General features: G+C 52.2%; 17 protein-coding genes. 5 read left to right on the top strand and 12 right to left on the bottom strand.

The window, feature by feature from the left end; translation table 11 throughout:
- Nucleotides 1-62: 62 nt before the first annotated feature.
- Both IE076_RS09840 and IE076_RS09835 read right to left on the bottom strand, forming a co-directional pair.
- Nucleotides 63-1,040: a calcium/sodium antiporter gene (locus IE076_RS09840; protein ID WP_189436605.1), complete on the bottom strand. Its 978-nt coding sequence runs from the start codon at nt 1,038-1,040 to the stop codon at nt 63-65.
- 115 nt (nt 1,041-1,155) lie between these two features.
- Nucleotides 1,156-1,938, bottom strand: coding sequence for a sulfite exporter TauE/SafE family protein (locus IE076_RS09835; protein WP_189436604.1), 783 nt, complete (start codon nt 1,936-1,938; stop codon nt 1,156-1,158).
- 162 nt (nt 1,939-2,100) lie between these two features.
- Between IE076_RS09835 and IE076_RS09830 the strand changes: the two genes are divergently transcribed.
- Both IE076_RS09830 and IE076_RS09825 read left to right on the top strand, forming a co-directional pair.
- Nucleotides 2,101-2,673: a thioesterase family protein gene (locus IE076_RS09830; RefSeq protein ID WP_209009006.1), complete on the top strand. Its 573-nt coding sequence runs from the start codon at nt 2,101-2,103 to the stop codon at nt 2,671-2,673.
- Entirely contained in the window at nt 2,666-3,328 is a 663-nt protein-coding gene (locus IE076_RS09825) for a glutathione S-transferase (RefSeq protein ID WP_189436602.1), read from the top strand. Before IE076_RS09830 ends, IE076_RS09825 begins: the two co-directional genes overlap by 8 nt.
- Before the next feature lie 4 nt (nt 3,329-3,332).
- On the opposite strand, the gene IE076_RS09820 is transcribed toward IE076_RS09825, so the two are convergent.
- A complete protein-coding gene (locus tag IE076_RS09820; protein WP_189436601.1) occupies nt 3,333-3,989 on the bottom strand; it encodes a class I SAM-dependent methyltransferase in 657 nt (218 codons plus the stop codon).
- 82 nt (nt 3,990-4,071) lie between these two features.
- The gene (locus tag IE076_RS09815) at nt 4,072-4,818 is read right to left on the bottom strand and encodes a HugZ family pyridoxamine 5'-phosphate oxidase (protein ID WP_189436600.1); all 747 of its coding nucleotides are present in this window, start codon (nt 4,816-4,818) and stop codon (nt 4,072-4,074) included.
- A 315-nt stretch (nt 4,819-5,133) separates the two neighbouring features.
- Between IE076_RS09815 and IE076_RS09810 the strand changes: the two genes are divergently transcribed.
- Entirely contained in the window at nt 5,134-5,616 is a 483-nt protein-coding gene (locus IE076_RS09810) for a BA14K family protein (protein WP_189436599.1), read from the top strand.
- Between the two features lie 147 nt (nt 5,617-5,763).
- Here the strand turns inward: IE076_RS09810 and IE076_RS09805 are convergent, their stop codons facing one another.
- From IE076_RS09805 to IE076_RS09775, 7 genes are all read right to left on the bottom strand, one after another.
- On the bottom strand, nt 5,764-6,576 hold the full coding sequence (locus IE076_RS09805; RefSeq protein WP_189436598.1) for an extensin-like domain-containing protein: 813 nt from the start codon (nt 6,574-6,576) through the stop codon (nt 5,764-5,766).
- 602 nt (nt 6,577-7,178) lie between these two features.
- The gene (locus IE076_RS09800; RefSeq protein WP_189436597.1) at nt 7,179-7,775 is read right to left on the bottom strand and encodes an FMN-dependent NADH-azoreductase; all 597 of its coding nucleotides are present in this window, start codon (nt 7,773-7,775) and stop codon (nt 7,179-7,181) included.
- Nucleotides 7,776-7,959: 184 nt separating this feature from the next.
- Nucleotides 7,960-11,706, bottom strand: a complete 3,747-nt coding sequence (metH, locus tag IE076_RS09795; RefSeq protein WP_189436596.1) for a methionine synthase — start codon at nt 11,704-11,706, stop codon at nt 7,960-7,962.
- Between the two features lie 90 nt (nt 11,707-11,796).
- The gene (gene metF / locus IE076_RS09790; RefSeq protein ID WP_189436595.1) at nt 11,797-12,717 is read right to left on the bottom strand and encodes a methylenetetrahydrofolate reductase [NAD(P)H]; all 921 of its coding nucleotides are present in this window, start codon (nt 12,715-12,717) and stop codon (nt 11,797-11,799) included.
- Nucleotides 12,718-12,719: 2 nt separating this feature from the next.
- Nucleotides 12,720-13,763 (bottom strand): ArsR/SmtB family transcription factor, encoded by a 1,044-nt coding sequence (locus IE076_RS09785; protein ID WP_209009005.1) that lies wholly within the window; start codon nt 13,761-13,763, stop codon nt 12,720-12,722.
- Nucleotides 13,764-14,070: 307 nt separating this feature from the next.
- Entirely contained in the window at nt 14,071-14,313 is a 243-nt protein-coding gene (locus tag IE076_RS09780; RefSeq protein WP_189436594.1) for a hypothetical protein, read from the bottom strand.
- A 154-nt stretch (nt 14,314-14,467) separates the two neighbouring features.
- Nucleotides 14,468-15,553 carry a DUF2336 domain-containing protein gene (locus IE076_RS09775; RefSeq protein ID WP_189436593.1) on the bottom strand — a complete coding sequence of 362 codons (1,086 nt, stop codon included), beginning with the start codon at nt 15,551-15,553 and terminating at the stop codon, nt 14,468-14,470.
- Between the two features lie 523 nt (nt 15,554-16,076).
- Here IE076_RS09775 and IE076_RS09770 point away from each other — a divergent pair.
- Entirely contained in the window at nt 16,077-16,964 is an 888-nt protein-coding gene (locus tag IE076_RS09770) for a hydrogen peroxide-inducible genes activator (RefSeq protein WP_189436592.1), read from the top strand.
- Between the two features lie 201 nt (nt 16,965-17,165).
- Entirely contained in the window at nt 17,166-17,771 is a 606-nt protein-coding gene (locus IE076_RS09765) for a helix-turn-helix transcriptional regulator (RefSeq protein ID WP_189436591.1), read from the top strand.
- Nucleotides 17,772-17,789: 18 nt separating this feature from the next.
- Here IE076_RS09765 and IE076_RS09760 read toward each other — a convergent pair whose 3' ends face one another.
- The gene (locus tag IE076_RS09760) at nt 17,790-18,425 is read right to left on the bottom strand and encodes a helix-turn-helix transcriptional regulator (RefSeq protein WP_189436590.1); all 636 of its coding nucleotides are present in this window, start codon (nt 18,423-18,425) and stop codon (nt 17,790-17,792) included.
- Nucleotides 18,426-18,606: the final 181 nt, after the last annotated feature.

Genomic DNA, 18,606 nt, shown 5'->3' with positions numbered 1-18,606 from the left:
ACGCGTAGTGACGTGATGGATCCCGCATCAAGTGTGGGGTGACGGTGAGCAAGACCAGCCATTTACGCAATACCCGCTGCCGCCCGCAAACCGGGCATAAGCTGAAAGACCATGTAAGCTGCGTAACAGCATAATAAGAACACGCCTTCCCGACGGCTCACGCGCCAACCAGTGATGCAGGCAATCGCCATCAGCACGACGGTGCCCACCATCACCCAGATGTCCACCTGTGCGATTTCGGCGGGAACCGGGATCGGCACAACAAGGGCCGTCACCCCGCCAATACCAAAAATGTTGAAGATGTTGCTGCCGACGATATTGCCAAACGCCACTTCAACATGGCCGCGTGCAGCAGCGATAGCCGACGTTGCAAGCTCCGGCAGTGATGTGCCGATGGCAACCAGCGTCAAACCGATCACAGCATCAGAAACGCCAAGATGATGGGCAATCACGATGCTTGACGACACCAGCATACTCGCCCCAAAGACAATCCCAAGAACGCCCAGAGCAAAGATCAAAAGCCCCCACCAAATGGAAACGCTTGGCATGCTCGCCTCTTCCGCTTCCGCCTCGTGTATCTGAGCGGCTGCTTTCGCGGCATTGCGCTCTGACCAGTAGCTGTAACCGGTGTAGGCCAGCAGGAAACCAACCAGTAGCACGCCCGCCCAGCGGGACAGATAGCCTGTCAGGATGACAGCCAGCAAAATCAGGCTGGAAAGCACAAGCACAGCGCCATCCCGTTGAAACGCTTCACGTTTCACCGCAAATGGCAGGATCACCGCCGTAACGCCGAGGATCAGCAGCACATTAGCAATGTTACTGCCCACGATATTGCCAACCGCAACACCGGGGTAACCGGCAAGCGCACCTTGCAAACTGGCCACCAGCTCTGGCATGGACGTGCCAAAGCCCACAAGGGTCAAACCAATAAACAGCTTTGAAACACCCAATTGCGTCGCAACAGCCACACTGCCGCGCACCAATGCCTCACCACCAACAAGCAGTAGGATCAGCCCACCGAGCAGTTGAACGATCACCATGTTCCGATCACTTTTTTCTAGCTCCTGTCTCGCCGATAGTTCGGGCTGGTTTACAGTTGAGCATCTTCAATTGAGTTTACAAGTCGGCTGGTCATCACATCATTTGCAGGCCACTCTAGAAGGCTTGAAACAGCAAGCTCACCCCAAGCCCGAACAAAAGCAGCAAAATGGTCGTGCGGAAGACGGAGGGTGACATCAGCTGGCGCACCAGCGCACCCAGTTTGGTCCCCAGATACACAAAGGCAAGCCCAAGCGTGGAAACGCCAAGCGCACTCAGGTCCAGCAATCCCAGATAATAAAGGCCGCCCGCCATCACGAATGAGGACAGCGTAAACGAGCAATTGATCGCCTGAACAAATCGCTCGCTGTTCAGATTGAGCGACAACAAGAACGGCATAACAGGCATGATCTGCGAACCGGTAAGCCCATTGACCGCCCCGGTCACAAAACCGCTGAGAGGCCCAAGCAAACGCTCCATTTCATAGGAAAGCGTCAGGTTTGGCGTGAAGAATGCAAACAGGGCGTAGCTGATCAGCACAATCCCAAGCACAACCACCGCTTCCTGCGCAGCCGACGAATCCAGATACCAAAGGCCCAGCAAGACGCCCGGAACCGTTGCAAACAGCATCCAGCGGAAACGCATTACCATTTCCCTGAAATGCCCAGCATCCAGCATCACGAGAATATTGCTGATAATACTTGGCAGGAGAACGAGCGGAATGCCTCTCTTCAACCCCACCGCATAAACCAGAATAGGCAGGCAGGTGGTTGAAAACCCCAATCCCGTTGCGCCCTTCACAAATGCTGCGAACAGAAAGGCGCCAGCAATGGCGGCAAGTTCCGTTGAACTATACGCAATGTCCCCCACAAAGAGATAACTGGAAAAATCATTCAACATCTGGCACAACACACCTAACCTATTAGGCAACTTCATTACCTAAGAGATAACCTGTTAGACTTTGTGAAAGCCGCAGGGCAATCACGTGGAGAAAAAATGCAACTCTGGTTTAGACTTATACTTTACTTCCTTACGTTCCCTTTTCGGGAAAAACTAGCAGACATGTTCAGCAAGTCTGTTCTTCAGTTGCGCGTTCTCCCCTCTGATATTGATTTGAACATCCATCTGACCAACAGCCGATATCTGGCCATCATGGATTTGGGCCGTGTGGACCACATGAGCCGCACCAAGCTCGGAAAAGTCGTCTTGGAGAACAAATGGGCCCCACTGACCAACCATGCCACCGTCCGCTTTCGCAGAGAGCTGCCATTTTGGGAGCCTTTCAAACTGGAAAGTGAGTTTGTCTACTGGACCGAAGAAGTAGCCGTAATGGAACAGCGTTTCATCTTCACCAGAGGCCCAAAGAAAGGTATTGTAGCTGCAACTGGCTTGGTTCGCGTGAGCATGTACGACCGTGCACGTGGAGCGACTGTGCCAACATCGACGGTCTTCAAAGCCACTGGCACGCCTGTAAGACACCTCAAACTGCAGCCCCATATCGAGGCCTTTTTGAAGGAAGAGCAGGCAATTCAGGCCTATGAGCGCAAATCCGCTGGCATTGCTCCGGTAGATTCATTAGAAATACCAGCTGCTGGAAACGATCAATCAAAGGCAGACCACAGAAAGCATGGCTGAGCAGACTCACTTCCCGATCCTGTATTCATTTCGTCGGTGCCCCTACGCAATGCGCGCAAGATTGGGGTTGCTTGCAAGCCAGACACCTGTGGCCCTTCGGGAAATCATGCTGAGAGATAAACCAGCCCACATGCTGGAGATATCGCCCAAAGGAACAGTACCGGTTCTTCTACTGAGCGACGGCACGGTCATTGAAGAGAGCCTGGAGATCATGCTCTGGGCACTACAACAGAACGATCCGCAGGGTTGGCTCACGCCAGAGACTGGCTCCCATGATGACATGTTGCAGCTCATCGAAGACATGGACGGCGACTTCAAACGCAATCTGGACAGATACAAATACTCCACCCGCTACGAAGACGCCGACCCCGATGAACACTACGCTCTCGCCATCAATGAGCTCTCCAGACTTTCCGAGCGCCTGCAAAACTCTGTCTATCTGTTCGGCAGTCGCCCGGCTCTGGCCGATCAGGCCCTGTTCCCGTTCGTGCGCCAGTTCGCCAACGCAGATAAGGAACGCTTTGCCAGCCAAGCACCCGAGAGCGTGCAGAAATGGCTAGGCGAACGGATCGACCATCCAGACTTCACATCCGTCTTTGGTAAAAAATGGAAGCCATGGTCACCAGAAGATGACCTTGTGCTGTTTCCAGACTAGGCACCTATACGCGTGCCTTAAACAACGCAACCAGACCAACAACTTCAATCGAGACGTCCCTGAAGTACGCTTCCAGATTGGCGCGCAGGTCCTCAACATTATCATGGGCGTTGGAGAAGACGCCCTTGTTGTTGTAGACCCCCATCAACTTGCGCGCTGCCCAGTTCGGCTTCTGCCCTTCTCCCAAAATGGTGGAGCCAAACAGGGTTCCACCCTCATTGAGGAGTGGCTTAAGGTTCTCAAAAGGCAAATATTTCTGCTTCATAGTTCCCGGCAGACAGTGCAGCACATAACCCAGATTTATACTGTCGAACTTGTCCCCTGACCACTCAATCGGCTCCATCACATCCGCCTGAGTACAGCTCACATTCGCAACCGCAGACCGTGCCTTTGCATAAGCAAGACAGTCCTCATTAAGGTCCATCAGCACCAGACGTGAATCCTGCGGAAAGCGGCCATGCTCCAGAAAATAGCCACTACCGGGACCAACCTCCAGATGATTGCCACTCACATTGCAGTTGAAGAAACTCAAGGCCTTGGCAGTGGGGCATCGCCACAAAAATGTGCTGGAGAACTTCAGAACCAGCAGATCATACAATCGCAGAGTTTTCTCAGAATAGATCTCTGCACCTGCTGTAGTGTCCAAATTCTCTTTGTTCATATCTGCTCCAGCCTTCTTGCGCGCTTTTTTGTATCAATGCTCCAAGCAGAACAAAAACACAAGAAAATCCTAGGTCATCTACCTATCCGGGACAACCTATGGCTTGTAAGAGTCGCTCTTCCAGCTCCTCAGCAGCAACCACATTTGGCCACGCATGCCGGTACACAGTCTCGCCGGAGAAGAAGTCCGCTCCCTCACGATCAACGCTCACCAAACCCCACTTGGCGGCAGTCACCTTAAAGGTGCGCGAGGCAAAAAAGCCAATCTCATCGGAGCGCCTGTCATTCATGCGAAGAACCAGATCATGGGCAGTCGCAGCAAGCTTGTCCCGGCCCGCATCATGAGACAGAACATCCTCTGCGCTTAACAAGTACGCCTTGCCAAAACCACCGTTCATATTCACCCGCTCAACATTGAGCCGGTACCATTCAAAATCAGCAAAATCCACGTAGAGCTTGGCCTTGGGGTGCCGCATCAGATAGCGGCTACGCAGTTCCGTACACCGATGATCACCCTTGCTCAGCCGTTCAAACCGGCCAATAACCGTTAGCCGCGGATGCGCCAGCGGATCCCCTTTGCCCGGCTCGCCGATCAACAAAGACACCCTCTGGTCCTGCTCCAGACACTGCGAGTGGTTGGAAAGACTGGAGGCAAGCATAAACGGCGCGCCAATCACATCTGCAGCCACCCCAACACGGCTCACAATAGGATAACCCCTCCCCGGCTCCAGCACCGCAAGCGAAGCAAATCGGGCAGACCTGATCAGCATCTTGGCAAGAGAACGCGCTTCATCTGTGGTTTCGCGAATTGGGTCTATCTTCTTTTCCATACCAGCCTCACATGTCCCCGATCTGAACTTGCTCCGGCTCTAAAATATTGTCTTCCTGCACGAAAGCGTATTCCCGAAAACTGGCCTGTGGTTTTCAAAGAGTACAGCCTGATTCCTTTCGCTCTGCGCTGCTATGAGTCCACTCAGATTCAATTTTCTTGAGAATTTTACTCACACATAACACACTGATATAAATACGTTTTCCCCCTCATTCATCTAGATGAACACAAGATGAATGGCATTCTCAAAGAAGGTTCAGCCCACAAATGATTAATTAGCATCAACAAACACGCAATACTGTTTACGGAGACGAAAATGGCTAAAGCATCAGCAATAATTTCAGTAGCGCTTGCAGGGGCAATGATGTTGCCAGTCGTTTCTGCGGCTCAGGCAGGTCAAAAGCGCAACACCTACATTGAAAATAATACCTACGTTCAGAACCACTACTACAAGAAGAACAAACGTAAGGCGAGAAAGCACAAGAAGAGCGGCATCAATGGCGGTCAGGCAGCTGCAATCGGTGTAATGGGTCTGGCAACCGGCCTTATCATCGGCAATGCGGTCAAACCACGTCCGCAGTACATTGCTCCCCCACCTCCGGCATACCGTCCGCCAGTACCTGCATATCGCCCGCCAGTGGTCGTACACCAACCAGCGCCAGTTTACCGCGCTCCGGTGGCAGCTCCGGCTCCGTGGTCACCAGCATGGTACTCATACTGCACCAGCAAATACAGAAGTTTCAACCCAAGCACTGGCACCTATCGCACCTACTCTGGCAAAGATCGTTTCTGCCAATAATCCCTTGATCAAAGGTGTTGCCCGCCTGCAAGAGACATTGCCCAGTCTCTCTCAGGCGGGCTCTTCTATTACACCAACACCTTTGGGAACCCCAGCTCTCGCGAGAAGCATGGCAATAAGTTCTGCTAGGTTCGAAGAGAAACGTATCTACCTGCAGATGCGGCGCGTACAGCCTTTTCCATGACAAGCCAGATCTAAGTGAAAATGATCTTGGTGATACCGGTCCGCTGCTGGTCCCAGCACAGTTGTAAAGTGCTCACAAGCACCTTTGTGCAGCCCGCGTATAAATCGCCTGTTGGCCGATGAACCATTCCAGCCATTTGCAACGGTCACTTCCCGTCCATTAGATAAAGTGAAGCCCACAATATCAACGGCATTGCCCTTGCCATGCTCGGACAACTTCGCACCTTTCACGTTATTCCGCCCGCGGCAGACATATCCAGCAGCGGTTCGAATACTCGTAATGGAAGCGCCAAACTCCTTGCGTGCCGCCGGCATAGCGACTTGCTGCACCCAGCGATCCAGCTGTTGTGCCACTTTACACTCAACCTGAACCGCCGCGTTCAAAGCAACTTTCTGTCGCCTGCCACCAACCGAGTTCAAGGTCACGGGCTGTTTCATCCCACATGCCCCAGGGCCATTGACACTCTTGACAATATTGACGCGCATTCCGCGCAGCGCGCAGCCTCTTCCGAAAACCACTGGCTCAAAATCACCTTGTGATGCGCTGTCTGCTGCATCAAGAACAAGAGGCTTGGCCATGGGCTGTCTGGGGGGATTGAAACTCTCATCTATCTCAGGAAGGGGTAATAGAGGCTGCGACGTTGCACCACTATCAGGAGAAAGAACCTTCTGTATCGGTTCAGCGCTAACCTGTGCAGCGCCAATACACATGCCGGCAAACACAGCTGCAGGCAAAATTCTTCGGGCAGCTGCGCTGCCATTCTTCTGATCCAGCATGAAATCCCCGTTTTGAACAGCTTGAAGGAGGGCCTAGCCCAAGATGCGATGCTGAATATTTCTGGATTAAGGCAACAAACTGCGCAGCTGCTCGAACTATCCACGCCCAATTCACAAATGGGGAAAAAGATATCACAAACCCGTCATTTCTCACGGGACGACAAAAATTCTCCATATTGATTTGACTTGGAAAATACAACGCGCCCCTGGGTCAATTCCAAATTGAACAGAGTATACTTACTCGCTGTAGCCGTGTGTTTATGCAGCAGAATTTTTCAGCGGTCACAGGGTGTTTTCTAGCAGCGCGCCAAAAAATGGCATTTTTTTGCTTCCTTAGGTGGAACCTCTCACATAAGCTACAACCAGCTAGTGAGTAACGGGAGAAAGATCCATGACTGTCACACGAAGCTTTAGCGCCTTGGCAATCACATTTGCATTTGCATTTGTTGCAGCTATCGTGATCGGCCTGCTGTAATCCCCTCCCCCATGCTAACCAAGTCCTTCAAATAACAAAAAAGAAGGCACACCATCAGAAGACGCAAAAAGAAACCCACCTTGTTTCCAAGGTGGGCTCCAGATGAGACATTGGCTTATGCGGGCAATTAGGCAGCCACAGCGGTCAATCCAGCCATTGTGTTCTGCGCCTGTGCAATTGCACCATCGCGGTCAACAGCAACACCCTCTGCTGCAATAACTTCCACATCAGTTACGCCAACAAAACCGAGCACCTGCTTGAGGTAAGGCACTGCAAAGTCTGCCTGAGAGCCAACTGGCACACCGCCTGCTGCTGCAACGATATAAGCCTTCTTGCCCTTCAGCATGCCTTCCGGGCCGTATTCTGTGTAGTTGAAGGTCACACCCACACGCGCAATCTGGTCAACCCAAGCCTTCAAAACGGCAGGCACAGAGAAGTTGTAAATTGGTGCGCCAATAACCAGCACATCGGCTGCTTTTAGTTCAGCAATGAGCGTATCAGACAGAGAAAGTCCTTCTTTCTGCTCCTCACTGCGCTGCTCTGCTGGCGTATATGCAGCACCAATCCAAGCTTCATTGATAAACGAAATCGGTGTGTTCAGATCACGCTCAACAACGGTGTCGCCGTCATTGGAGATCTTGGCGGCAAGCTCATCGGCAAGCTGGCGGGTCACAGAGGTCGAGGTCGCAGCTGAGCTATGGATCTTCAAAATTGTCTTTTTCATCGGTCATCTCCTGAGCCCCTGTCCAGGAGCTGATTGTCTTCTCATGAACATACATAATCGAAGATCAGCGAATGATTAGGCCATAAATTGGAAACAGTCTTTGCACGCTTTAACGACAATCCCAGCAATAAAAAAGGGCTGCGAAATCCTCCGCAGCCCTGATTATTGTCAATGTGTCAGCCAGTTACTCGGCAGCTTGCCGAGGTTTAGGGTCATAGTTCAGGATTGGCGCTAGCCAACGTTCTGCAAGCTCAAGGTCCCAGCCCTTACGCTTGGCATAATCTTGCACCTGATCACGCTCAATCTTGCCCACACCAAAATAATAGCTCTCCGGGTGTGAGAAGTAGAGCCCGGACACGGCAGACCCCGGCCACATCGCATAACTGTCTGTCAGCTCAATACCGGCCTGCTTTTCCGCATCAAGCAGATCCCAAAGGGTGCCCTTCTCGGTGTGATCTGGCTGGGCCGGATACCCCGGAGCAGGACGAATGCCGTCATAGCGCTCTGCAATCAGCTCCTCTCTGGTCAATGCCTCATCCGGAGCGTAGCCCCAGAAATCAGTACGAACCAGATGGTGCATACACTCAGCAAAGGCCTCCGCCAAACGGTCTGCAAGGGCCTGACTGAGGATCTTGTTGTAGTCATCACCCGCATCCTCATAGCGTTTGACCAACGCCTCTTCACCGATACCAGCGGTAACCGCAAAGCCACCAATATAGTCAGGCACACCGCTCTCGATAGGAGCAATGAAATCCGCGAGCGCCACGTTGTGCCGCTTGGATGAAGTCCGGTCCATTTGCTGACGAAGCGTATAAAGGCGCGTCAGTTCTTCGCTACGGCTGTCATCCGTGTAAAGCACCAGATCATCACCATCGCGCCCGCAAGGCCAGAAGCCGATCACCGCACTCGCCTTCAGCAGCTCACCCTCAACGATTTCCTTGAGCATCTGCTGCGCATCGTTGTAAAGCGCCTGCGCCGCAGGGCCATACCGGTCATCTTCGAGCACCGCCGGGAATGTTCCTTTCAACTCCCACGTCGCAAAGAATGGAGTCCAGTCAATATAATCAACCAGCTTGGCCACAGGGAAATTCGTGAAGCACTTGGTTCCAAGGAACGTAGGCTTTGTTGGCTTATAATCGTCAAAGCTTGGATTAAACCCGTTCGCCCGCGCACTTGCTATGGTCGAACGCACCTTCTTCTTTTGAGCAGCAGCATGTTTGGCAGCCACGTCCAGATATTCAACGCGCGTATTCTCATAGATTTCTTCACGTCCACGCTCTGACATCAAACGAGACGCAACACCCACCGCACGACCTGCATCGGTGACATAAATCGCCTGTCCCTTGGCATAATTCGGGTGGATCTTAACCGCCGTATGAATACGAGACGTCGTCGCCCCGCCAATCAGCAGAGGAATATCAAGCCCCTCGCGTTCCATCTCGGCAGCCACATGGCACATTTCATCCAGCGACGGCGTGATCAGGCCGGACAAGCCGATCATGTCTACCTTCTGCGCTTTCGCTTCCTCGATGATCTTCGCGGTCGGCACCATCACCCCAAGGTCGATCACCTCGAAGTTGTTACACTGCAAAACAACGCCCACAATGTTCTTGCCGATATCGTGCACGTCGCCCTTCACGGTCGCCATCAGGATCTTACCGTTGGAGGAGTTTTGATCCAGCCCGCTGCGCCGTTTTTCCTCTTCAAGGTACGGCAACAGATATGCAACAGCCGCCTTCATCACACGGGCAGACTTCACCACCTGCGGAAGGAACATCTTACCAGCACCGAACAGGTCACCCACCACGTTCATGCCGTCCATCAGCGGACCTTCAATCACGTGTAGCGGACGCTCAAAATTCTGGCGTGCTTCTTCGGTGTCCTCAATGATGAAGTCACCGATGCCGTGAACCAGAGAATACTCCAGACGCTTTTCAAAGCTTTGCTCACGCCAGCTCAGATCAATCTCACGCTTCTTACCGCCAGGACCTTTGAACTTATCAGCAGCATCAAGCAGCCGATCAGTGGAGTCAGAGCGCCGGTTCAGCACCACATCTTCACAAAGCTCACGCAGTTCTTCCGGCAAATCATCATAAAGCGCCAGCTGACCGGCGTTCACGATACCCATGTCCAGGCCCGCCTGAATGGCGTGGTACAGGAACACAGAGTGCATCGCCTCACGCACGGGCTCGTTTCCGCGGAAGGAGAACGACAGGTTCGAAACACCGCCAGAGATGTGCGCATGAGGAAGGTTCTGAGAAATCCAGCGTGTCGCCTCGATGAAGTCCACGCCGTAATTGTCGTGCTCTTCAATACCCGTTGCCACTGCAAAGATGTTCGGATCGAAGATGATATCTTCAGGCGGGAAACCAACCTTATCGACCAGAATGTCGTAGGAGCGTTTACAAATCTCGGTCTTGCGCTGCTGTGTATCCGCCTGACCGGTTTCATCAAACGCCATCACAACAACCGCAGCTCCATACCGGCGAACCAGCTTGGCATGCTCGATAAAGCTCTCTTCGCCCTCTTTCAGGGAGATGGAGTTCACCACCGCCTTACCCTGAACGCACTTCAGACCAGCCTCGATGACAGTCCACTTGGAACTGTCGATCATCACAGGAACCTTCGCAATATCCGGCTCTGCCGCAATCAGGTTCAGGAAGGTGACCATGGCTTCTTCACTTTCCAGAAGCCCCTCGTCCATGTTGATATCAATGATCTGGGCACCGTTCTCTACCTGAGAGCGGGCCACCTCCAGCGCTGCATCGTAATCGTCATTTTTGATGAGCTTACGGAAGCGCGCAGAACCGGTCACGTTGGTCCGTTCACCCACATTCACAAAGTTCACGTCCTTGGTGAAGGTAAACGGCTCAAGACCAGACAGGCGCATCAGGCGCGGAACTTCCGGCAGAGAACGCGGTGGCAATCCTTCAACCGCATCTGCAATCGCTTTGATATGGTCTGGCGTCGTACCGCAACACCCGCCAACCACGTTCACAAGGCCGGATTCTGCAAACTCTTTCAACAACCCGGCCATGTATTCCGGGCTCTCGTCATACTCGCCAAACTCGTTTGGCAGACCAGCGTTTGGATAGGCACAGACAAGCGTTTCAGCAATACGGGAAATCTCGTCAATATGAGCGCGCATTTCCTTTGCGCCCAGTGCACAGTTCAAACCAATGGTAAACGGCTGAGCATGGCGAACAGAGTTCCAGAACGCTTCCGGCGTCTGACCGGTAAGCGTACGTCCGGACAAGTCGGTGATCGTACCGGAGATCATCACCGGCAGCTTGATCCCCTTCTCCTCAAACACCTCATCAATTGCGAACAAAGCCGCTTTTGCGTTCAGCGTATCGAAGATCGTCTCAACAAGGATCAGGTCACACCCACCATCAACCAGACCGCGCGTGGCTTCAGCATAGGCATCCTTCAGCTCATCAAAAGAGACGGCACGAAAGCCCGGATTGTTCACATCCGGAGAAATGGAGGCTGTCCGGTTGGTTGGTCCAAGCCCACCAGCCACAAAACGGCGGCGCGAAGGATCAATCGCCTTCATCTGTTCCACAGCCTCACAACAAAGACGCGCGCCGTCCCTGTTCAGCTCATAGACAATGCTCTCCATCCCGTAATCAGCCTGCGCGATGGAGGTGGAGGAAAACGTATTGGTCTCGATAATATCCGCACCCGCCTTCAGGTACTGAAGGTGAATATCGCGAATATCATCCGGCTGGGTCAGGATCAAAAGGTCATTGTTCCCTTTCAGGTCCTGTTTCCAGTCCTTGAATCGCTCGCCTCTGAACTGAGCTTCATCGAGCTTAAGATTCTGGATCATAGTTCCCATGGCGCCATCAAGAACAAGGATACGCTCCTTGGCCGCTGCTTCTAGGGCTGCAAAAATGTCCGAACCGGTCTTTTTCACCTGCAAACTCATGGGATCCGATCTTTTCTAATACTTTACTTTGTCCGGGTCACGACTTGGGTCGCAACCCGTTTAAGGTGTCTGTGTAGGTGTGGAGTGGTTTCAGGCAGCAACAGATGCTTTTGCATCCTGTTTTCCGCGAAGACCGAGCATGTGGCAGATTGCGTAAACAAGATCCGCTTTGTTCATGGTGTAAAAATGGAAGTCCTCAACACCATCATCCGCAAGGCTCATCACCTGCTCCGCTGCCACCGCCGCAGCAACCAGTTCGCGGGTGCGAGGGTCATCATCCAGACCATCGAACCGGTGCGCCAGCCAACCGGGAACAGAGGCACCCGTCTTGCAGGCAAATCCGGAAATGCCCTTGAAGCTGGTAACAGGCACAATGCCCGGAATGATCGGGATGTTGATACCAGCAGCCCGAACCCGGTCCACATAGCGGAAGTAGTGATCATTATCGAAGAAGAACTGCGTGATCGCACGGGTCGCCCCCGCATCCACTTTCGCCTTGAGCACATCCAGTTCAGTTGACCAGCTTGGGGATTCCGGATGCTTTTCTGGATAAGCCGCAACAGAAACTTCAAAGTCTCCGATGGAACGAATGGACGCCACCAAATCCGCCGTTGACTGGTATCCACCATCATGGGGTATGTAAGTCTCTCCAACCCCTCCCGCAGGATCACCACGCAGCGCTACAATATGCCGAACGCCAGCATCCCAGTAAGAGCGAATGACCTCATTCACCTCTTCCTTGGTGGCGTCCACACAAGTCAGGTGTGCAGCGGGCTTTAGAGTTGTCTCATTCACAATACGGGAAACCGTAGAGTGAGTACGTTCACGGGTCGATCCGCCAGCACCATAAGTGACGGAAACAAAGCTTGGAGCCAGTGGTTCGAGCCGTTTGACTGACGACCAAAGCTGTTGCTCCATCTTCTCGCTCTTCGGAGGAAAGAACTCGAAGGAAACGGAGATGTCAGAGGCTCCATTGAGCCTGAAACGGCGGTCGATACTATGTTCGCTCATAGCTAAGCAAGCTCCTTGGTCGGATCCGCTACAGGCAGGTCGGTGATAACCCGACGGTCCTGAGCGAGCCAAAGGGTAACAGTTAGTTTGTCTTTTTCCCCCGCGCCCGGGGTAAGATCTTTCGTGGAAACAAGCTCCAGATCAGCTTCTGCAAGCCAATTGCGAACCTGCTCCTGAGCAAAACCAAGGCGCCGATGCGCATGCTTTTCCCGCAGGAACTCCAGTTCGTGAGGAGCAAAATCAACGAGTAACAGGCGACCACCCGGCCGTAATGTACGGGCAGCTTCCAAAATCGCTCGTCCAGGTTCTTCCAGATAATGAAGAACCTGATGAACCACAGTCAGATCAGCTGTGTCTGGTGCAATCGGCAACGCATAGATATCGCCCTGACGCACCTGCGCCTTCTGCAAGCCTGCACGGTCCAGATTAGCCCGCGCTACAGAAAGCATGTTCTGGCTGGCATCAATACCGATGCCACGTTCATACTGCTCGCTGAACAATTCCAGCAAACGGCCGGTTCCGGTTCCAAGGTCCACCAAGGTATCAAAGGACTTGGGCCCAACAAGGGCGCGCATAGCACCCTCGACAGCGACCTCGGGGACATGAAGACTACGCTCTTTGTCCCAATTATTCGCACGCGCTGCAAAAAAGGCCGCCGCCTCCTCTGCCTTCGCACGCCGTAATGACACCAGACGTTCATGGTCTGCAGCAAGCACCGGATCATTCTGCTGGCTTTGCGAAACAATACGCCGCGCCAACTCTGCCGGGCCGCCTTCACCAAGACGGTAATAAACCCACGCTCCTTCCGGATAACGCTTGATCACCCCGGCTTCGCACAGAAGCTTGAGATGACGCGAAATCCGCGGTTGGCTCTGCCCGAGAATAACTGTGAGATCCTTCACCGTCAGCTCGCCAAGCACAAGCAAGGCCAGCAAACGAATACGCGTTGTCTCACCACAGGCACGCAAGCACCCTACCAAGTCCTCTACAGGGAGCTTCCCTTCCAGTTCATTGTTCACTCTGACTATCAAGCCTATTACCGCCATCAGCTAATCTAATAATGTGATATAAAGATATCTTTATACGTACAATAGCTGAATGACAAGGACGTACGTTCCCTTCTCGCACCAAATAGGGAATAGTTTTTCTGAGTTTTCCTTGGAAATTGAATGATTAAAATTCAACTCAGACGGTCCGCAGCAACACGAAATGCAAAAATGCTTAGAATTCCGTCACTTAGGCCTTCGTCGAACTTTCCGTTCCGAACTCATAATGAAACGTAAACAGCACTTGTCTTGATCTTTTTCTGTGTGTCAGAGCAACTCAGGGTTCTGGAAGCCTCTATAACACGCTTCACAGCCGCCTTTCGGCACGCAAATCTACACGCCCATCTCGCGTGTCCTCAGGCAACGACCATGGCTCTTGGGCAACGTGAGCCTCTGTCTCATGTACTTGCGCACTCAACAAACTGATATGCAGCAGCAGCCCCATGCCAACAAAAACAAACAGCATGAGAACTGAGATGAGGACGTTCAGAAAACGGTCCGCACTGGGGCTCTCGACGGAAACCTTTTTGACTTTTCTCGGTTGCATCATTCCAGCTTTGATTAAAAACCCAATCAAACCGGAGTAAACCCAACAAAACCTAAAATTGATTTCTTATAAAAGTTCAACTTAGGCAATAAAAGAAAACGCAAAAAAAAAGGGCCGCAGACACGACCCTCAAAAAGCTTATAAAATTTAGGATGGCTTACGTCATCCATTGCTCTTTCCAGGTAATAAACTGCTTGTAGGCCTCTTTCTGGTCCAGCTCCTGATAAGCCTTCAGAGCAGATTGCCGCTGTGAGTTGGAAAGACGATAGCGCCACGGCCCAATCTTCAACAGAGCCTGAATAGTCATCATGCCAAAGCCGGAGGCACGGCACACCACAAGGAAGGGTTCAGTGTCATTGCGCACGGACCAATGCTGCGCTTCTGAATGGCCGATCCCCGCCAGCATCGCAAACGCCGCGACCGCTTCCGGAAACCTGTCCTCCTCCGCATACGCGCGCAGAGCACTCTCGTTCAGCCCGCCTTGACGCACCAGCTCCATCACCCGCGCACGGCCAGTCTCAAAGTCGTACCGGCCCAGCCAGAACTCATTGGAGAGTTTGCTCGCTGCAATGCGGGCCGCTTTCGGCAGTTTAACAGCTGCCTCATTAGCCCCATCCTTGATGAGCTGCTTGCGAACCTGCTCACTTGCAAAATTGATAAGCGCCTCAATATGCGCATCCGCCAGATCAGCGCGCTGACCAAGAGCCAGCTGGAGTACTTCATCTCCCCTTGCCTCGCCCATCAGCGTGTTCACACTGCGCTGGCCAAGCACAGCACCAAAATTCGCTGCAACCGTCTGCTTCACCTCGGTATTTCCCAAGTCCACCAGCACATGACTGATGGTCTCCGAAATCACATCCCGCTTTGCAATCGCCAGCCGATGATCGTCACTCTTGCCCCGCGCAATGCTGACCAGATCACTTTCCCGCAAAACCGTCGAGTTGCGCAAAAGCGGCTCGGCAACATCAATCTCGTCGAAGGCCAACTTGCGAACGGTCTGCTCGGGCGCCCGCCGTACACCAGAAAGCTGCTCTGCCATATAGCTCAGCGCATGACGCTCAACCATTTCGGAGAGCCTGAGCATAACCCCATCATAGATATCAATCTGATCGTCAGAGCACCGCTCCCAGGTGCGGGCAAACAACAGTGCAACGTGACAGGCAAGTTCCGAACGCCGCTCAATATTTTTCTCGAGCGCAAGAGATTTGAAATCAACAATATGGGAAGCCAAGTCAGACGACATTTAAAACACCGTTGGGATACGCAAACTGATCGAAACCTAAGAAACAGGCCTAAACAAAACCTAACCCACTATTATATATTTTTAATTAATTTCTAAAAAATCGTAGACGATTTACAGATGCTCGAAAACGAAAAAACCAATAAATTCTTGCCAGTTAGCATATCATCGCGAAATTTAGTTAAAAAGCTAAGCAACAACAACCACTTACAAATCATCATCCATATGTGCCGATCCTATCTTATGCATCAGGCAGGCAAGTGACCCGGAAATACCGAAGCAAAACCCTCCTTCTTTTTGTCAACTCAACCCCGACATTTTGAGTGGGCACATCAGCATTTTTGGCCATTCACGGCAGCAATATCATCGCATAACTTTAACCTCTTAAATCCACCTCCGTTGAGTCGCATCCCATCGGCACCGGCTGGCACCCAAAACGCGCATTCATTTAAGTCAGAAAAAGGCGTCAGCGCCCCATCAGAAAACACCCATTCAATTTCTCATTCCAATAAGTTATCCTTATCAGATGCTTACGTTCAAACAACTCCGCTACTTCGTCGCCGTTCAGCAACATTTGCACTTTGGCAATGCAGCCGACGAGGTCTGCGTGTCACAGCCCGCCCTGTCCATGCAGATCCGCGATCTGGAGAAAGAGCTTGGCCTGAGCCTTGTCGAGAGAAACGCCCGTTCGATACGTTTAACGCCGTCGGGCGAGGAAATCGCCAAACGTGCCAGCCATATCCTCAGGCAGATGCAAGACCTGAAAGACTATGCAGAGCATGCTGCGCTACCACTAAGCGGCAAAATCCGTTTGGGCATCATCCCTTCACTCGCCCCATACATCCTGCCAAAGCTTCTGCCTGCCCTCACCAAGCAGTACCCCGATCTGCAACTTGAACTGCGCGAAACGCTCACAGCATCACTGGTCAGTGAGCTGAAACACGGCAGTCTGGACGTGATCCTTGCCGCGTTACCAATCGAAGAACCGGACTTGGAAGAAGAACCTATCTTTGAAGATCAATTCCTTTTAGCTGTATCCAGTTCACGAAAAATCGACGAGCGCAAACGCATGGGAGCCACCGACCTCCACGGCGAGAATTTGCTGCTGCTCGAAGAGGGGCACTGTCTCAGAGATCAAACACTGAGTTTTTGTGGTTCAATCGGTCAAAATCAATCAGCTAATTTGGGTGCCACCAGTATCGCAACCGTCCTTCACATGGTGGCCTCCGGATACGGCGTCACCGTCCTGCCGGAAATTTGCGCAGATACAGAGATTGCTGACGAGCGTATAACACTTTTGCGGTTTGCAGAGCCTCAACCTTCCCGTAGGATAGGCCTGATATGGCGCAAGACGTCACCAAGAAACGATGATTTCATTGCACTCGCAGAGTGTCTGCGCGATGTCACCAACTAATGAAGCGAGTTAATGCAATCTCTTACTGTGAATAACCCGACAATATGCCGTCGGCCTGCATACGCATTATCGATTTTTCACTAAGCTATCGAACATGGATGAGACGGTCTATCTTGGTTAGATGAACGTCCTTCCACTCAAAGGCAAACGATTACACCAGCACGCCGTTTAGCGGCGGGTGTAAAACAGGAATTCAGTACCGTGTACAGTGACACTGCCCCTATTGTAGACCAGGCCTTCTGCAAGCACCTTGCAGACAGCCTTGACCGACTGCAAAAGGGTATTGCCATAGTTCACGGCAACGGCACGATCCTACAGGCTAACAGATTTGCCAGACACCTGTTTGAGCAAACTCCTCAGATCAAGATCAACAGCACCGGCAAACTGGAATTCACCGACCCGGCCCATCAGCGCGAGTTTCAAAACGCACAAAGTCTGGTGGCTGCAACAAACACGCCTGATTTTCAGCAGGAACTGATCTTACGCCGTGATGAAGCCTTCCTGCGCCCGATCCATATGGAAATCCGCTTGGTGGCCTCAAGAGCTGAGGACCTGTTCTACCTTTTCATAACTGATCTGGAAGTCCAGCAGCAGATCAACATCCAGAAGGCAACCGCCCTCTTCCGCCTGACGGATAAGGAGGCAATCGTACTGGAGCAGCTGTCCGGTACGCAGACAGAGCCTCAAATTGCAGCAGATCTGGAAATTACAAAGAACACCCTGCGCACACACCGCAAGAATATCTACGCAAAGCTCAATGTAAGCAGTCGTGTAGAACTGGCGATGCTGCTGTCACTGCTGGTCTAGAAACTTGCAGCTGGGATTTCAAACCGACGAGGCTGGAGCAACCTTGTAAAGGCACCGGCGATCGCCTTTGAGAATGTGTTCCACGCGCTCGACGCACACGTCATCGCCCAGGACTTCCTGAAACAAATCCAGCTCAGACTTACAAAATTGCTGGCAGGACCGCGCTGCAGAGCAGATAGAGCAGTGGTTCTCGGCAAACAGGAAGCAATCCTCCCCATCCTTCAGAACCTCAGCCATATACCCTTCTTCGGTCCGCTGCTCTGCCAGACGATGCAGTTTTTCCGACAGCGTCTTTGCAGATTGCATGGCTGCCAGATAGGACTTGCGTGACTGATCGGCCCGCGCATCAATAAGACTCTGCAGGCCCTCTTCACCATAAAGCTCCTTGATGTTGCCAAGCAGATCCACAAGAACAGCACCGTGGTTATCCGGAAATCTCTTGTTGCCCAGCTCAGAAATCCGCCAGGTCCTGCGTGGACGTCCAACAGTGCCTTTCAGATCTTCAAACTCAACAAGCTCAGCTTCCAGCAGTGCATCAAGATGTTGACGTATGGCAACAGCCGTCACTCCCAGGTGTTTGGCTAGGGTTGCAGCTGTATTAGGCCCGCGCGATTTCAGCGCGTACATCAATCTATCTTTTGTACGATCACTCATAGGAAACTCATAGCACAATCCAAATTATATGAAAAGTTTTAGCTTTCCTAATAAAGAAGTTGCTCTAGTGCACCGGCAGCGCAGAAAGCTCCGCAAGAAATCACCGATAAAACAGTATTGTTTTTGATCCGAAAAATCTTATACGCCTCAATTACTAGGCTACATATGTAATATGAAGATA

The organism is Pseudovibrio japonicus, from assembly GCF_014651595.1.
Classification (GTDB): Bacteria; Pseudomonadota; Alphaproteobacteria; order Rhizobiales; family Stappiaceae; genus Pseudovibrio; species Pseudovibrio japonicus.
This window is presented reverse-complemented; position numbering and strand designations above follow the sequence as displayed.

Bases quoted from the DNA above. Each gene is read 5' to 3' on its own strand.
- IE076_RS09840 (WP_189436605.1), bottom strand. From the start codon at position 1,040: ATGGTGATCGTTCAACTGCTCGGTGGGCTGATCCTACTGCTTGTTGGT.
- IE076_RS09835 (WP_189436604.1), bottom strand. From the start codon at position 1,938: ATGTTGAATGATTTTTCCAGTTATCTCTTTGTGGGGGACATTGCGTAT.
- IE076_RS09830 (WP_209009006.1), top strand. From the start codon at position 2,101: ATGTTCAGCAAGTCTGTTCTTCAGTTGCGCGTTCTCCCCTCTGATATT.
- IE076_RS09825 (WP_189436602.1), top strand. From the start codon at position 2,666: ATGGCTGAGCAGACTCACTTCCCGATCCTGTATTCATTTCGTCGGTGC.
- IE076_RS09820 (WP_189436601.1), bottom strand. From the start codon at position 3,989: ATGAACAAAGAGAATTTGGACACTACAGCAGGTGCAGAGATCTATTCT.
- IE076_RS09815 (WP_189436600.1), bottom strand. From the start codon at position 4,818: ATGGAAAAGAAGATAGACCCAATTCGCGAAACCACAGATGAAGCGCGT.
- IE076_RS09810 (WP_189436599.1), top strand. From the start codon at position 5,134: ATGGCTAAAGCATCAGCAATAATTTCAGTAGCGCTTGCAGGGGCAATG.
- IE076_RS09805 (WP_189436598.1), bottom strand. From the start codon at position 6,576: ATGCTGGATCAGAAGAATGGCAGCGCAGCTGCCCGAAGAATTTTGCCT.
- IE076_RS09800 (WP_189436597.1), bottom strand. From the start codon at position 7,775: ATGAAAAAGACAATTTTGAAGATCCATAGCTCAGCTGCGACCTCGACC.
- metH (WP_189436596.1), bottom strand. From the start codon at position 11,706: ATGAGTTTGCAGGTGAAAAAGACCGGTTCGGACATTTTTGCAGCCCTA.
- metF (WP_189436595.1), bottom strand. From the start codon at position 12,717: ATGAGCGAACATAGTATCGACCGCCGTTTCAGGCTCAATGGAGCCTCT.
- IE076_RS09785 (WP_209009005.1), bottom strand. From the start codon at position 13,763: ATGGCGGTAATAGGCTTGATAGTCAGAGTGAACAATGAACTGGAAGGG.
- IE076_RS09780 (WP_189436594.1), bottom strand. From the start codon at position 14,313: ATGATGCAACCGAGAAAAGTCAAAAAGGTTTCCGTCGAGAGCCCCAGT.
- IE076_RS09775 (WP_189436593.1), bottom strand. From the start codon at position 15,553: ATGTCGTCTGACTTGGCTTCCCATATTGTTGATTTCAAATCTCTTGCG.
- IE076_RS09770 (WP_189436592.1), top strand. From the start codon at position 16,077: ATGCTTACGTTCAAACAACTCCGCTACTTCGTCGCCGTTCAGCAACAT.
- IE076_RS09760 (WP_189436590.1), bottom strand. From the start codon at position 18,425: ATGAGTGATCGTACAAAAGATAGATTGATGTACGCGCTGAAATCGCGC.